Raw genomic sequence first — 16,138 nt, 5'->3', positions numbered from 1 at the left:
ATCATTCCTTTACAGTCATATAATAATCCCCATCAACATCGTAGAAGGATAGAAAGATCCCATCCCACGGTTCATGAGTTCGTCATAAATCTTTTTAAAGACTTCCAGATAGGGTTCATTTCCAGGCATATCAAGTGCTTTTTTGGCCAAAGGGAGAATCCTGGCTCTGGGCTCACTTCGAATAAACTCCCAATTGGCCATACGTAAGAAATCGTAGTATTTCCATGCAGGAGCTCGATCTAAACTTCTTTCTATGATTTCAACTGCCCGACCATAATCCCTTCGCTTACAGCACATAAAAAACTCAACCTCGGAAGCGAGGAAATCAACATCAGGCAGTTGCAGATCCCTCATTTTTTGAATATAAGCGATAAAAGGTTGCTCGTCAATACCTTTTGAAGCAGGCATCCTAAGAAAGTTGGTGAGATACTTACTATTTATGTAAACCGCCCTGATCTTAGCGTCTACATCATCCTTCCCATATCGCTTATATAACACTGGCCGGTTTCTCACCACATACATCATCAATGGTGAGTCGACCTCCGCAAGGGCCAGCAAGTCATAGAAATACTTTTTCTCGAATAAAACAGGGCCATAATTCTGGTAAAGTTCATTCAACTTCAATCTCGCTTTAAAGGTCTTTCCCTCGTTCACAAGGTTAAAAAAATACTTTTTAATAAAGGTCTCATCCATTTTACCCTGTGACAGCAATTCATCATCATTAACCTCTGCCCTTGACGTTAGCGATTTTTTTGCCCAATCGAGGTATTCATCTGGTGCCCTTAACCCAACGATATCCGATATTTTGAAACCCGAGGAATTGGCGATCACCAAAGTAGGATAGGCAGAGATCTCAAAACTTTTAGCAAGATTAACACCCACTCCTTTTTCCATATCCATCTGTACGCTGACAAAATGCGCATTAAAAAAGTCCCCTATGTCTTTTCTTGGGAATACTGTTTTCGACAGTTCTGCACAAGGAACACACCATGTTGTATAGCCATCGAGAAAGATTAATTTCTTCTCGGCCTTCGCCTTTTGAAGTGCCTGTTCCCAAGTCCCTTTAAAAAAGTCGATGCCCTCTGCTTTCAACTCCGTACGCAGAAGGAATAGCATAATTATACTTGCAAGAAATGCTTTTTGAAATATTTTTTTCATGTATAGGTAGATTGTAAATTTAAAGTCCGTATAGTCGTCTTCCCATTACAGTTACTGTCGGAATAATAAGCGAATCAGAAATGGGTCTGCGAAGTGAATCCGCAAATGCTCTTGCCTCGGCAATAAAAACCTGATCAGTACTCAAAGAAATAGCGGTATCCAGCCAGGAAGCAGCTTTCATCCTGTATTCTTGATTAAGAAAGCACCAGTTAACCATACAAGCCATCTCAAAATACCTCCAGGTCTCTTTAGCGTTTAATACAGCCTTCTCTGCGATTTGAAACGCTTGTTCGGACCTGCCTGTTTTAGATAATACATATACCTCAATCTCAGCGACCATAAACTCCCGGTCAGCTAAATAGAGTGCATCTATTTTGCTCAGCAACTGTTGATGTGCCTGCTCTTTATATCCCCTTGGCATTGTAAAAGGAAATATTTTACTCAACGGACGAACAGAAACAAAGGCAGATCTGAGCTTTTGGCTCACTGAATCTTTGGTAAATATTTTATTGAACTGCTCCTGGTGCCGCGCGACATAGCTGATCGCTGGATCGTCAAAATCAACTAAATTTAGCAATTGAAAATATTTAGGATGGCTTAAAGCCTTGAAGCCTTCTATAGACAATATTTTTTGAAAAGCTGTTCTCGCTTTATCAATCTGCCCCTCTTTTATCAACGTACCGAAGTAACTCGAAATGAATTCGGCGTCCCTTACTCCACTATCGAATTTCATTTCATGCGTAACTTCCTTCCTTTTGCTAAAGCCACGGCCAGCCCAGCTCAACAGGGTATCCGCTTCCCAATAACCTACAATCTGATCCACTTTATAGCCAGAGGAATTGATCAACAGCAATGTTGGATAGGCCGAAACTCCGAATTTTTTTGTTAGTTCAATACCAATTCCCTTTTCCATATCCATCTGGATATTGATGAAATTCGTATTATAGAACTCTCCTATTTCCCTCTTCGGAAAAACTTCTGCGGCCAGTTTTTTGCAAGGCACACACCAGCTGGTATAGCAGTCCATAAAGATAAGTTTGTTCTCCTTTTCAGCCTTATTCAGTGCCTCTTGGTAAGTTCCTTTGAAAAACTGAATACCCTCATTACGTTGCGCTTTTAGGACAGAACTCCAGAGGATCAACAAAAAAAATGCGGGAATAATAAATTTGGTTCTAATCATTTGAAATATTTGGGATGGTGTCTTGATAACCCCCGGTTCTGTTGAATCCTCCCGGGGGCATAATTAATTAAATATAAAACCGATTTCAACCAGCTTTTCTTTCATTCTATTGTATTTAAGCATAACCGGAATGTATGTCCCATATTTAAGGGTAAATTCTGCCGTTGTATTCGCAAATACAGCTTCTAGATACATGTTGATATCCTGAGCGAGGGTTGGTGTCCTTGGAAAGCCGTAATCCTCACCAGAATACTTACCCAAAAAACCGATTTGCTCAGGCCTGTTAAGCCCCGGGTTAGCAAAATATACCTTTGACAATTCTAACTGGGACTTTGGAGAACTGTAAAGATCCGCAGTGGTATAAAACGCACGGGATACGTTTAAAAAATTAGAACTAAGCCAAGCTGCATTTGTATCAGAATTTATGAATGTGCTTACCATGGAACGTAGTGCCGCTGCCCTTAAAGTATTTTTACTGACTGCATTTAGCGAACTGAAATCCTTCCCTTTACTAATGCCAACTGTATTTAGTCCCCTGACGGCGAACGTCCCTGAAGACAAGCTTTTCAATGAATCCAGCAATAATATGCTTGGTACGTAAATCCCTTTTGGCAACTTGGCGATTACTTCATCCCTTATAAACTCGATCAATGGCAATAATGTAGTTTTACTATCCGGAATTTTATAGTAATCTGGTGGTGGAGCGATCGTTCCAGCGGAAGTAGTGCCCGTAAGTGCATAATTTACAGCTAGGGTTTCATAATACATAAAACGTTTACCTGATGCATCAAAGCGTTGTTCTCTAATCACCGTATCATTGTAAAAAATAGGCACACCATATTGAACATAAATATTATATATTTCATGATCTACCGGATCAGTTTGATTATCTTTTACAGAAAGGAAGTTTTTATCCATCAAAGAAGGTTCGAGTACGTCCTCCTTTTTACATGAAGTAAAAAAAATAGTAAGAATTATTGATAATATGACATATAGTTTCATATAGAATCTTGTTAGTGGTTATACTTATTTAATGGATCTTTCCGGCCGCACGAGGTTCTTCAAACTCCCTTGATTGAACTCAATAGCATAATCCGGAACGGGTAATACATAGGCTGACATATCCTCCGAAAAAGGCCTAAGTTCAAAATAACCTTCAGTAAAGGTGTTAAATGTGGTTGTACTGTAAGTGTATTTATTGTGCTTTATCGTTATATTGAGAGGAAACAAGCTATTGACAGCATATCTGCGTAGATCGAACCAACGCTGACCTTCATAACAAAGTTCGCGCCTTCGTTCATCCCGGACATAGTTTACAAGATCAGCTCCGGTACTATTTACTGCGGTTAAATTAGCTGGGGCAAACCTTGAAGCCCGTAAAATTTGAAGGGCAGACTGTGCTTCTGCCGAACGCCCAAGTATTGCTAAAGCCTCTGCCTTGTTTAAATAGATCTCGGGCAGTCGAATGAGAAAATTGTCAGAAACTGAATTTGTTTGACTAGCTGGGGTAGCCAGCTTCTGGCATAATGGCTGACCATATATCTGTGAGTTCTTAAAAAACACATTTCTCCGTAAATCACCGGCACTATATTTAGAAATAAGATCAGATGAAGCTTTGTAACCAGAAACAAGGCCCGGGAAGAAACGGGCTGTAAAATCTCCAACGTGAATCTGATTCATGCTGTAACCTCCTTGGGTGAAAATTGTTTCAGGAGACGCTCTGAAAGTAAAACTGGCTCCCGTGAATCCATTTAAATTTAGCAACGTGTAACTTCCCTGGCTGAGCACATTGTCAGCGGCTTGGACGCACAAATCGTATTGCTCCGTATAAAGATAAAGTCTGCTCAGAAAACCATTCACTGCAGATAAGTTAGGACGTAATGGGTTCGGAGAAACCATGTTTTGTAAACATATTTTTGCCCTTTCAAGATCCTTAAAAATCTGATCATAAATTGTCTGTACAGACTCCCTTACAAAAAATTTATCTTCAACTTTGGAAGTCAACTTCATTGGGACACCTTCATCAGTAGCTGCATTCATCTTATTGAAAGGCACTGCATAAAGATTTACGAGCAAATAATAATAGCCTGCCCTTAAAAACCTGGCTTCACCTTCAATCTTATCTAACGCATTATTATCTTCTTTGCCTCTCAGTCCATCTGCAAGTTCAATCACCGCATTTATACGTGAGATACTCTTGTAAAACCTCTTCCAGTTGTTATCCTGAACAGAAACATTCAATCCATTTACAAATGGACGTGGCTGCCAGCGATGAAAGCCACTCAAAGAATTTCTCGGGGCATTATTTTCAGGTCCGATGTTGCCACCTACAAACTCTTCCGAATCGTCGTCCATTACATGTATAAAGGGGAAATTTGGTTCCGAAGTTTCATTGCCCAACTGAAAAGTTGCGGGACTCGATATTACATCGGTAGGATTACCACTATACATATATCCTTCCCCGATCAGCAATTCATCCAAATCCTTAGCCGTACTGGCATATACCTGATTCTGAGAATATTCTTCGAGAAATTTTTTGCAGGAGCCAAGGGTTAACACCGCCAGCACCAATACTATTGTTATCTTTTTCATAACCATATGTTTGTTAGAAAGTCACGTTTAAATTAAATGAATACGTTGGACGTATTGATAAGTTGATCTGTGGCGTTTGACCAGACTGCGCAGGGTCCTGCCCTTTTAGATCTTTATGGGCAATCGTAAACAGGTTGGTTCCCGAAAGACCTATATAAGCTGATTTCAGACCAAGAGACTTGCACAGATTATTTTCAAGATTATACCGGAAAGACGCAGACTGCAGCTTCAGGTAGTCTCCACTTACAACCCTTAAATCAGAATTGTCATACATTTCATAAACATCAGTTGCCCAGCTGTAAGGCAAACCATTCCACCATGGCGAGACATTAACAGGGTTTACTTTCAATCCAGGTATATTGGTAAAATTCTCGTCACCTGGTTTTCTCCAGCGATCAACAAATTCCTGGCGAAGGTTCTGCTGAGGATATGGCGTAATGGTAGATCCTGAATTTGAAGTGCCATATGAGGAAGCAATTTTGAGCAGCCGTACTTTGTTACCTAAGCTATAAGCGAAATTTGTTGAGAGACTGAAATTTCTGTACCCAAAGGAATTAGATATCCCACCCTGTAATATTGGTATTCTGGTACCGGATTCGTCCAATACCTGAAAATAGACCTCGGCTGGTGTCTGACCGTTATAGGAAAGTTTTAAACTGTCTGCAGTATTATAAAATATTGGAGAGCCATCTGCATTGCTTAAACCCTGGTATCTAAAAGAATAAAAAGTATAAAGCGGTTTACCAGCAATCTGCACATTTCCGTTGAGCAGATTAGATACATTGATCGTATTCTGAACTAAATTTGTTTTACTACTTACCGCAGCGGTTATCAGTTTATTAATAACCTGTCCTAGTTGCGGATCTATTCTCCAGCTAAACCCACGTTTGCCGTCCTTTCCAATTGAATTATTTACCGGCATGAAGCTTAATGAAACTTCGAAGCCCTGGTTAGTTAAATCACCCTGGTTTACAACATACTGGTTTACTCCATTGATTTCTGATACCGCTTTGGTCAGGAAAGCATCGGTTGTCTTTTTATAGAAATAAGAAAGCGTACCATTGAGCTTTCCGGCAAACAAACTAAAATCAAGGCCTAAGTTAGTCGAACTTGTTTTTTCACGACTTAAATCAGGATTTGGCAAATTGGTAACCGTAGAAGTCAAAGAATTATAAATTACATTATTCGCACTTCGCTGCAATACCAGTTGTGAAGTCTGGTTATCAATCATATTTCCCTGAAAGCCATAAGACGCTCTCAAAGCAAGGTCATTTATCCAGTTGAGCTCTTTTAATAAGTCGTTCTTAATACTCCATCGCCCAGCAATTGCATAGATAGGTTGAAACCTACTATTTGCCTGTTGACCAAATTGATTGGAAGCATCAGACCTTATACTTCCACTAATTAAGTAACGTTCATCATAACTATAGGTAGAGGCCGCATAAACTGAAAGAATATTGGTCAATTGTTCATTAACAATGCCCATAAATTGTGGTGTATTGTTGATCAGATTATAATACGCCCCGAATGTTGTCGGTATGGAATAAAAAGTCTTCCCACGGTCTTGGGCATAACCCCTTCGAGTAATTGCGAAACCATCATACTTTGTAGAAGACAATTCTCCACCCACACTGGCTTGAATACGATGCTTGCCTGCCGATCCAAACGATTTATTATAATCAGACTGCAATCGGGCTGTATAGGAATTTTTCACCGTAGATGCTTCCCTCAGTTCTCCACCCAACGGGGCTAGGCTGGCACTTAAACCATCATTGGTTAACTTTTTAATGTAAAATGTCTTTTCAGTAAATGAGGTTTCTTCGTTGGTGCTTGCCGTGGAATAGGAAATGGTTGCCGAAATCCCTAAATCCCGATAAATCTGGTAACCCAACTTGGAAGTTAACATCGCTGTTGAGAACCTCGTCAGCTTTGACGCGTTATCCATATCCTCCTGAACATTGTACAAATACGACATACTGTAATCGTTGTTGCGCTGATAAAAATAGGGACTGCCATCTGGATTCAAAGCTGGTATTGCTCTGCTCGTATTATATGCATAGTTTAATGCACCCACCTCTGTTGGAATATACTTTGAGGTTCCTGTATTCGCATTTAAACCAAACTGAAGTGTGAACTTTTTCAAATTGGCATTAATCCCAACATTAGTAGTATAACCGTTCAAACTTTCACCGTTGATGGTTCCTTGCTCATTATTGTATCCCAATGATCCGTAGTACCTAACTGCCGGATCTCCGCCAGAAATGCTCAAAGTATGCTTGGTCGACAAAACATCTCTGGTAATGACATCAAACCAGTCCGTATTGGTTGTTTCATACAGGGAAACCAGCCTCTGAAACTCTGTGTAATCAATTTTACCCGCATAGTAATCCTGAACGGCGGCTTCATATCCTGTTGGAATCGTCAAGTTTTGGTAGACCATTTTACGCTCTATCATTTCCCTGGAAACGTCCACACGATCTTTTGAATTCATGACAAAAACTGATCTGTCAGAATAATGTGGACGCTGGGTGAAAGTACCTGCAGCAGAATAAGAAAAAACCGGAGGACCTTGCTTACCACGTTTAGTGGTAATTACAATCACACCATTTGCCGCACGCGCACCATAAATAGCTGTTGCTGAGGCGTCCTTGAGAATGTCTATCTGATCAATATCATCCGGATTTAATCCGGATATTGAGTTACTTAGCAAATTAACAAAATCCAGGTTATTAATTTGAGCCGGATCAACGTTAACCGGGTCAGTCAGTACTATTCCATCCAACACCCATAAAGGCTCCTGATTTCCTAAAATAGTCGATGTCCCCCGAATCCGAAGCCTAGGTGCTGCACCGACCTGACCTGAATTCTGCATAAAGGTCAATCCGGTAACCCGCCCTTCCAGTAACTGATCCAGACGGTTGATCCCAGGTGTTAAAATATCGGCAACCTTAAGCGACTGGACTTCACCAGGCAAGTCTTTTCTTTTAATGTCCTGATAACCGGTAGAAATGACTACTTCGTCCAATGCACTTGCTTTTTCCTTAAGCATAACCTCCAGCACCAATAACCCTTTTAGTTCAATCTCCAGTGTCTCAAATCCGATATAACTAAATACCAATATATCATCCGCATTTTCTAACCGGATCGCAAAACGGCCATCTTTGTCTGTAACAGTTTGCAGCGCAGAATTACTTTTAGACCTTACGGAAACTCCCGGAATCGGATTTTTCTCTTTGTCCAATACTGCACCTGTTATCAGAACTGACCTGACATCTTGAAGACCCACTTTCTCCTCATCCACATTGACAACTATCGTGTTGTGTAAAATTGAATAGCTGATTCCTTGTTTACCTAACGCCAGATCAAGGACTTCTTTTAGTGGGGCGTTCACGACCTTCAGATTTACGGAGGTCGTATAATTCAGCAGGGCCTGGTCTACTACGAAACTAAACCCTGTCTGTTTCTTAATTACGTCAAACAACTTGTTTAGTGTAACGTTATTACCTTTGTAGGTGATTGTTTGTGAGTATGACTTTGCATTTGAATTCAATAGAAAGAAAAATAACAACGCAACTGTAATTTTCATGATCCGCAGGATTTTTTTAGCAAAATGATTGTTCCGAATCAGTTCAGTTTCTGACCTTTGCTGTGGGCAGCAACTGTCCGGAGGGCAAAATAGCCCTTTGATAATAAAAGTAAGTTCCATACTTTTGGTAAGTCTTTGGTTTAAGTTAAATGATGGTTTAGTAGTCTGATTTAAAACGTAAATCAAAATAATATCCGGGGGTAGGTCGAATTACTCCCGGTTTTTTTATTTACGCTGATTTCGACAATTGGTTCTGGTGGAATGTTTGGTTTTCTCATGTAATTATTTGTAAAATTTATTCATATATATTATTTGTTTATTGGTTGTTTTTCTCCTCACGCGGTCCATTAATTACAATAACCTTTCTGCCTTGGATTTCAAAATGTACTTGTCTTGTTTCCTCTAATATCTCAAATAGATCATTGGCATTACTTTTCTTCGGTATCACACCATAAAACCGGTGATCACTAACAGCTCCTTTATAAATGACGTCCACATCGTACCATCTTGAAATCTGTCGAAGAATTGCCGTGATATCTGCCCCTTCAAACCGAAATTCCCAATTTTTCCAAGCTAAAACTTCCTCTAAACTAGGACGTCTGATCTGAATCTTTTTCTCCTTAGCATCCATCAATGCCTGCTGACCGGGCAGCAGCATACTCATCACACTATTATTACCGACCCTAACCGATCCGTGAACCAATGTTGTTTTGACGAACTGTTCCTCAGGGTAGGCCATAACGTTGAAACCTGTACCGTACACCCGAATGTTAACGCCATTTGCTTCGACGTAAAAAGGTTGGTCCTTATTTTCAGCCACTTCAAAATATCCTTCACCGGATAGTTTTACCGATCTGCTATCGCCTTTGAACAAATTTGGAAAGGTCAACACAGAAGATGAATTCAGCATGACTGTAGAGCCATCCGGTAAAACCACCTGATACATTCCTCCTTTTGGTGTACTAAGGCTATTCATTTCAACTACATTGGCTCTACCATTGTAAACGATTTTACCAGTAGCTCCCACATTTATTGCCACACCAGCACTTTTAGCAATAAGTCCAGTTGATGTGCTGTCTAAATCAATACGCTTCCCGTTCCCCAAAACAAGAAATGCCTTATTGGCCCCGGGAACAATTACATTTTTTTTAGCCACATTAACGCTATTCATCGAATAGTTGTGCAAAAACAAAACAGAAATGGAGATTAAAACAATGATAGCAGCAGCGAACGCAATTAGCTTGCTATAGCTAAAAGGAATTCTCCTAACGATTGGCCCCTTATCGATCCTTGCAAGCAGACGTGCTTCCATCTGCTCCATTTTCTGAGAATTCGCGTTTTCATCATTAAAAACACCAGTGGAATTCAAGTTATCATACCAGGTTTCAACAATCAGCCGCTCAGCCGCGCTTGCTTCCTCATTGTTGTATTTTCTGATTAACTCTCTTATATATACTGAGCCCATTTTTTCCCGATTACAACTATATGTCAACCATCTCTGGCTTAGGGGGTAAATAAAAATGAAAATATTTTAATAAATCAATGTAGGCTTAACATATATCACTTTAAAAGCAAAAGCAATAAGGCGGGGCCGATGGCTTCCTTCAGCATTTGCAGGGCATGCTGAATATGTTTCTTGACTGTTTCTTTCGAAATCCCTAGCTCATCAGCAATCTGCTGATGAGTAAAATATTTATCACGGCTTAATTGATAAACTGCTCTCATCTTTGTCGGCATTCTGCCAATTACTAGATTGACTGATTGTTGAAGCTCTTTTAATTGCAGCAACTCCTGTGCATTCCACTGTTCAGAGCGCTCAATTGTTTCCACTAAAAGCTGAACATAATCTCGCTCAAAAACATTCTTCTGGATAATATTTAAAGACCTGTATTTGATGCCCGTGTGCAAATATGCGAGTACATTTCCTGTGATATCAACAGAAGTACGTCTGTCCCATAAAGAAAGAAATACATCCTGAACCACATCTTCCGCCTGATCTTCTGAACGCAATACCCTGGAAGCTGTACCAAATAGCTCCTTCCAATGACGTCTGTAAAGTGCGGAAAAAGCAATTTTATCCCCACTAGCAATATGCTTAACGAGTTCTTTGTCGGACAAAATTGAATATTCAGGCATTAATGATCGCTTTAGCAACGAATTTTTGACCATCCCAACGATTAATTGCGGAATTTATTACAAATAAATGGTTTTTCTAGCACTATATTATTTTTAGTGGCAAAAAAGCCATTAAATACTGAATAATCCAACCAATTCGAAAGCCAGAGTATTTTACCTGTCCCATCTACCAAAATGAAATATTCAACGCTTCAAATTTTCTCGCTGAAATTTTTTAGGGCTAATGCCAAATACCTGCTTGAAAGTTTGTGAAAAACTGGAATGGCTCTCATAGCCTACCTGATAGAATATTTCACTTGGATCTAAATTTCGCAATAACAAATTCGAGGCGATTTCCATCTTCCGCTTCTTAAAATATTGATTTGGTGAGCTTCCAAACATCTTAAAAAATCTACGCTTAAAGGTAGATACGCTTGTATTACATAAAAACGCCAAGTCTTCGACTGTAACCTGACTGGTGATATGTTGTTCAACTACGCTCTTGAGTTCAAAATCTGCTTTTTCTTTTTGGACTGCTGAACAAAATGATAGAAATCTTTGAGGATATGTTCGTAGAATATATAGCAATAGTTCCTCGAACTTTAACTCAATCATATCAATCGGAATGGACAACTTATCTTTATTTATCATTAGTGACAAGGAAAGGGTGTAATTTTTGATAAAATCGTCTTTATCCAATACTATAATGGGTGATTGTTGTTCATGAAATTTTCCTTTTATTTCATTAAACACCATCCGGTATTTCAGTAGAAATTTCGATAGTGAATCATTGTCAAAGAAAAACAAAATACTCTGGTAACTATGATCCGAGGATAGTTTTTCTGTCATTAGACAATTACATGCGGAAAGTATTACAAATTGATCAGGACATATGCTGATTGTTTGGTTTGCATGATTTAGTACTTTTTCCCCGCTACAAAGCAGACTGATTAGATTCTGTTTTAAAAGAATCTTGTTTTTAAGCGATGGTTTGTTAGAGATGTGGCGATAAAGAAATAGCGGATTGTCTGGATGATTGCACATCTCCAAAATGGTGTGTGGTAAAGTGATAATATCATCCATATCAAAACAAATTTGATGTAAAGTTACAGATTTAGATTCATTTCGAAATGTGATGACATCAGTGGCAAAGCGTATTGCAACCAACATTGACTTTTGGTTCGAATTATGGTAAGTCCCTGTAATTAAATGAATGTTTTGCCATACAAATTGACCTAAATGCGATAATATCTTTTGTTTGCATGCACTAATTTGCGTAATAATAATTTTATAAATATTCACTCACCTGTGGATTTGGCCTTACAGGCTATGATTTTCACACTAAACACATTTTATGAAGAAACACATTTTTCTTGCACCTTTGATTATTATTTTATTTTTGAGTTATCAAAGTTCAGCACAGGGTAGGGCGGCCTCCCCAGCTCAAATTACTATTGAATATGCTGAAAAACTGGTAAAAGAAGCTATTATCAGTGCCAAAGAAGCCAATGCAAATGTGGCAGTATCTATCATTGACGCAAATGGTGATCTGGTTTATTTTCACCGCATGGACGGAGCAATGAGTATGGCAGTTACCAGCGCTCAGGGAAAAGCAAGGGCGGCTATTTTATTTGGTCAGTCTACCAAATCTGTTGCGGACGCGGTCAAAGATAATAAAGCCATTAGCTCAACACTAAATCCTTCCGGAGCCGGATCATTCGCTATAACGATTCAACAAGGAGGTTTACCAATTGTAAAAGATGGGAAAATAATTGGGGGGATAGGCATCGGGGGTTCCTCTCCGACCAATGATGAATTATTTGCTAAGGCCGCACTAGAAAAAACAAAATAGCGGACTGAAAGAATCTAAATAAAATTGCCTCAATTGCTTAAACATTTTTGAGGCAATTTTATTGAGATAAGCATTACAAAATAAGAATTTGACAGTGAATGGTACTGATCCAACTACCAAAATCTATTTAATGCCCCCTTACCTATGGGAATCGCATAAGATTAATTTTCACCGGCCCGAACAGCCCTGAAGACTCCAACCCCCCTCTTTCATCCGGACCAAACAAGGCCGCTGTTTGTCTTTGTTTAACAGGAAGGCGTGCATCTCCCAATAACCGGTTTACCCAGTTATTAACTACTCTTATCTCTAATTTGTTATTTCCTTTTTTGACCGCGTTGGTGATATCTAACCGATAGGGAGGTGTCCATACCCCGCCCATATCTATTCCATTTACACTTATTTTGCCTATGTTCTTGGCCGCACCCAGCTCGATAACGTAACTCACGCCCTGCTCTAACTTTTTAATAGAAAAGTCATTGCTATATACAGCTGCGCCAGAGTAATACTTGATACTGTCGTTTAAATTAGCCGACCAGTCTGTTAAAGTTTCAAACAGCACCGGCTTTTCAGGTCCACCAGCCTTCCTATCGAATGTTACTATCCATGGCTTTATGATTTCAATAGTGGTTGCAGCAATAGGGAAATTGGATTTTGCAGCGTCACCACTTGTACCGTCCGCCCTGAAAACGATAAACAGACTTTCATTTGCAGCAAGTTGCAGCGGTATTTTTGTGGTCAAAGGAGTCTGACTAAAATTCGGAAGATTGCGGACAATTCCTGTGACAGGATCCCACAACTCAGGCTTTTTTCCTGCTATGCGAAACTCCGGATTGATGTTAATTTCTTCATTTTTTTGATTGGAAATAAAATAGATATCACCTTGACTCAACTCCCTGTGTATAAACAAAACAGGATCCTCTTTTCCTGTTTTAAAATCAGGAATCACTTTGATGATGTCAAATGCCTCCTGCATACTCATCCCATTGAGTACCATTCCCTTTCCATACTTGTTTACTTTTTTTCCAGCACCATCCGTATCAGCCCACAATTCATCTGCCATAGTTTTCAAAATTGCGTCCGAGTGTGGGTAGCCTTGCAAACTTGGTGACCTAAGGGGTTTTGGCCCCAATACCACAGCGCCATCTTTTACCAGCTCTTTAATTTTAGCAAGCAATTCCGGCCGCATACTTTCCTGTTTTGGCAGCACCAAAATCCCGTAACTTATGCCATTCGGCAAATATAACCGGCCATCTTTGACTGCGAGCCTTGTTTTAATGATATCGGCATTAATGTAATCGAAAGAATAACCCTTAGGTAATTCCGGATCTGTAGCTCCCATTAATTTAGGTGCATCTTCTCCAATGAAATAAGCGGCATCAGCTACGTACTGGCCCTGTTGCAACAGGAAGTTGGTACGTTTGAGATACTGAATAAATAAATCCTGATCGTAGAACCATGTATTACCTCTGTTAAATTCGGTACCGAACCAGGCGCTTATCCCTGGCTTGGGATTAATCTCAGGCTGATGTATAAAAACATGCAACAGGGTATTGTTGACCCCATCTGCAAAAAAACGATCACCTCTGGCTTTAAGGCTGGCTGGATGTGCCCGCCATGCAGAACCTGCAGAGGTGAAGGATTCGGCAGAAACCTTGATTTTTCCATAAATATGAGCCGCAGATGCAGCGGCCCTGTTCTCTACCGTGCCTAAACGTCCATCGAGCCAGAACTCGCCTGCCACCTCGTCTGCCTGTCCGCCATATTGTAAAAACTCACCGGGGAAACCAAAATAACCGTAATTTTCCAACCAGGTAGTCATTCCGTGTGCATGACTTATTTCCGTCAACCCGCCCACATAATTAAAAGCCGCATTGTCGGCTATCAATCGCCTGAAATCCCATAGGAATCGATCCGACAGCACCGCACTCCCAACAACTTTGCCTTGCAGGACGGGAATAAACGGAAGGGCATCATAGTCGTATTTCCGCTTAAAATCCTCCAGCAAATGATCAGTCCAATTCTGACTGCCCGTTTCATAGCTGTCAGCAACAACAATCTTCAGTGTTTTACGGTCTTCCGCAGGAATGCGCTCCAGTATCTTTCCAATGTAATTGTTAAAATGAGCTTTAATGTGTTCTTTGCTCAGCTTGTCCGTCTCCAATCCTGTAGCTTCCGGTGTGGCGGGAACATTGGTTGTATTGGTTGTAGTCATACCGGTGCGCTCAATTATCCAGTTACCAGGGGGAACCTTCCATGTTAAGGTACCATCACTAGCCATATATTTTGATATGTCTATCACCTCAGCTGGATCTATAACAGACGGGGAAGCTTCTTCTAGCTGGACCCCCCACATATAGGCATTCCAAATCAAGTCCTCGGTTTGCCAGGCTTTTGCCAGTGTTTTTTCAGTAAATCCGTCAACAATTGCTGTAGAGGAAAAGTCAAGTTCGCTAATCCCTGAATCCCCCGAAACCTTAGTAATAATTAGCCTGAACATGGAAGATGTAGTAGCCGGTATGGCCACTGCTGACTTCGCCCAGGGCAGAAAACCAAAGTTTAATGCCGGAGCGCGTCTGTCCACAATAAAGTGCTTAATTGTTTTGTAACCACCAGCTGTTTTAACCTGAATATCACCCTCAAAATATACTGCCTGATGCAGCGTTTGTAAAGTCATGCTACGTACTGTGTAAGCCTTGGGTAGCGATATATCTATTGTTAAACTACTACCACGATTAAAATGTATACCAGTTGTTGGGTTTCCATCAACCAGATTATCCAGTGAATCGAGCCCTCCAACAGCAGTAAGTTTTGGTTTCAGCTTCCTCATGCTGTCATTAAAATCAGATGGAACCGGGTAAGCCAGAACTTTTACATCCTGAAAACGCTTCATAGGTTTAGCTAGCTGTTTGCTGAACATTGCTGGTCCTTTTACCAATTGTTCCGATGAAGCGAGGTACCGCATCGCCTGCTCGGGCTGGACCCATGGACCACCGGCCTGGCTCCATCCAGGCCCATTGAATAGCCCAATCTCTATATTCAACTTACTGGCAGTTTTGAGCGCAAGATGTAAAATCTCCCACCATTGTTCAGAAAGAAATTTAACCTTGCCATAAGGCACATCATTTAACCCAATATCTCCGATAAAAGCCCTGTTAATCCCTACGCGCTTCATAGCCTCCAAATCTTTAACAACGCCTTCTTTGGAGACATTTCCTGAAAGCCAGTACCAGTAAACGCTTGTCTGGATGGTATCAGGAGTTTTTGCAAAGCCAGATTCAATGTCTTTGAAATCCGCCGAGTAGTACAATGAGGCTGTGTCAAAAGTAAAGTTCTGGGAATAGCTAGCTTTATTTAAAAAAAGCATAAGCACCCACAGAAGCGTCAGTTTCAAATATCTCATAATTTCAAGATTTGGTTGGCAGACAAGTTAACCATAGTTCGAGCCTTCTGCGTCCTGTCCCGTCCTGCCAGAGTTAAGACTCCTTCCGAAAGTAAGTTCTAAAAGTCTGCCAATAAAAAAAGAAACGTCCGCTTATCAATAACAAGAAGCTAAGCCAGCCAGCATCATAATCACTTACCAGTCAATCACCTACCTTAGGTAAAATTAAAGCACAAAAAAGCCCTGCCTAAAAGACAGGGCCAATTCCCCAAAACA

At 40.3% G+C, this 16,138-nt stretch carries 10 protein-coding genes; 1 reads left to right on the top strand and 9 read right to left on the bottom strand.

Annotated features, from left to right (window positions below):
- Positions 1 to 15: 15 nt before the first annotated feature.
- The 8 genes from EZ437_RS04220 to EZ437_RS04185 form a co-directional block, all read right to left on the bottom strand.
- Positions 16 to 1,158: a thioredoxin family protein gene (locus EZ437_RS04220; RefSeq protein WP_131593550.1), complete on the bottom strand. Its 1,143-nt coding sequence runs from the start codon at positions 1,156 to 1,158 to the stop codon at positions 16 to 18.
- 19 nt (positions 1,159 to 1,177) lie between these two features.
- Positions 1,178 to 2,338, bottom strand: coding sequence for a thioredoxin family protein (locus tag EZ437_RS04215; RefSeq protein WP_131593548.1), 1,161 nt, complete (start codon positions 2,336 to 2,338; stop codon positions 1,178 to 1,180).
- Positions 2,339 to 2,401: 63 nt separating this feature from the next.
- Positions 2,402 to 3,340, bottom strand: coding sequence for a hypothetical protein (locus tag EZ437_RS04210; protein ID WP_131593546.1), 939 nt, complete (start codon positions 3,338 to 3,340; stop codon positions 2,402 to 2,404).
- Between the two features lie 24 nt (positions 3,341 to 3,364).
- A complete protein-coding gene (locus EZ437_RS04205; RefSeq protein WP_165500340.1) occupies positions 3,365 to 4,930 on the bottom strand; it encodes a RagB/SusD family nutrient uptake outer membrane protein in 1,566 nt (521 codons plus the stop codon).
- 13 nt (positions 4,931 to 4,943) lie between these two features.
- Entirely contained in the window at positions 4,944 to 8,516 is a 3,573-nt protein-coding gene (locus EZ437_RS04200) for a SusC/RagA family TonB-linked outer membrane protein (protein ID WP_205942637.1), read from the bottom strand.
- 316 nt (positions 8,517 to 8,832) lie between these two features.
- Positions 8,833 to 9,981: a FecR family protein gene (locus EZ437_RS04195; protein ID WP_131593541.1), complete on the bottom strand. Its 1,149-nt coding sequence runs from the start codon at positions 9,979 to 9,981 to the stop codon at positions 8,833 to 8,835.
- A 95-nt stretch (positions 9,982 to 10,076) separates the two neighbouring features.
- Positions 10,077 to 10,652, bottom strand: a complete 576-nt coding sequence (locus tag EZ437_RS04190; RefSeq protein WP_165500339.1) for an RNA polymerase sigma factor — start codon at positions 10,650 to 10,652, stop codon at positions 10,077 to 10,079.
- A gap of 183 nt (positions 10,653 to 10,835) precedes the next feature.
- Positions 10,836 to 11,933: a helix-turn-helix domain-containing protein gene (locus EZ437_RS04185; RefSeq protein WP_131593537.1), complete on the bottom strand. Its 1,098-nt coding sequence runs from the start codon at positions 11,931 to 11,933 to the stop codon at positions 10,836 to 10,838.
- A gap of 52 nt (positions 11,934 to 11,985) precedes the next feature.
- Between EZ437_RS04185 and EZ437_RS04180 the strand changes: the two genes are divergently transcribed.
- Positions 11,986 to 12,483 (top strand): GlcG/HbpS family heme-binding protein, encoded by a 498-nt coding sequence (locus EZ437_RS04180; RefSeq protein WP_131593535.1) that lies wholly within the window; start codon positions 11,986 to 11,988, stop codon positions 12,481 to 12,483.
- Between the two features lie 142 nt (positions 12,484 to 12,625).
- On the opposite strand, the gene EZ437_RS04175 is transcribed toward EZ437_RS04180, so the two are convergent.
- The gene (locus EZ437_RS04175) at positions 12,626 to 15,883 is read right to left on the bottom strand and encodes a glycosyl hydrolase (protein ID WP_131593533.1); all 3,258 of its coding nucleotides are present in this window, start codon (positions 15,881 to 15,883) and stop codon (positions 12,626 to 12,628) included.
- Positions 15,884 to 16,138: the final 255 nt, after the last annotated feature.

The organism is Pedobacter psychroterrae (genome assembly GCF_004331695.1).
In the GTDB taxonomy this organism is placed as follows: domain Bacteria; phylum Bacteroidota; class Bacteroidia; order Sphingobacteriales; family Sphingobacteriaceae; genus Pedobacter; species Pedobacter psychroterrae.
This window is presented reverse-complemented; position numbering and strand designations above follow the sequence as displayed.

What these genes read in the sequence shown, in the direction of transcription:
- EZ437_RS04220 (WP_131593550.1), bottom strand. Translation starts at nt 1,158, where the DNA reads ATGAAAAAAATATTTCAAAAAGCATTTCTTGCAAGTATAATTATGCTA.
- EZ437_RS04215 (WP_131593548.1), bottom strand. Translation starts at nt 2,338, where the DNA reads ATGATTAGAACCAAATTTATTATTCCCGCATTTTTTTTGTTGATCCTC.
- EZ437_RS04210 (WP_131593546.1), bottom strand. Translation starts at nt 3,340, where the DNA reads ATGAAACTATATGTCATATTATCAATAATTCTTACTATTTTTTTTACT.
- EZ437_RS04205 (WP_165500340.1), bottom strand. Translation starts at nt 4,930, where the DNA reads ATGAAAAAGATAACAATAGTATTGGTGCTGGCGGTGTTAACCCTTGGC.
- EZ437_RS04200 (WP_205942637.1), bottom strand. Translation starts at nt 8,516, where the DNA reads ATGAAAATTACAGTTGCGTTGTTATTTTTCTTTCTATTGAATTCAAAT.
- EZ437_RS04195 (WP_131593541.1), bottom strand. Translation starts at nt 9,981, where the DNA reads ATGGGCTCAGTATATATAAGAGAGTTAATCAGAAAATACAACAATGAG.
- EZ437_RS04190 (WP_165500339.1), bottom strand. Translation starts at nt 10,652, where the DNA reads ATGCCTGAATATTCAATTTTGTCCGACAAAGAACTCGTTAAGCATATT.
- EZ437_RS04180 (WP_131593535.1), top strand. Translation starts at nt 11,986, where the DNA reads ATGAAGAAACACATTTTTCTTGCACCTTTGATTATTATTTTATTTTTG.
- EZ437_RS04175 (WP_131593533.1), bottom strand. Translation starts at nt 15,883, where the DNA reads ATGAGATATTTGAAACTGACGCTTCTGTGGGTGCTTATGCTTTTTTTA.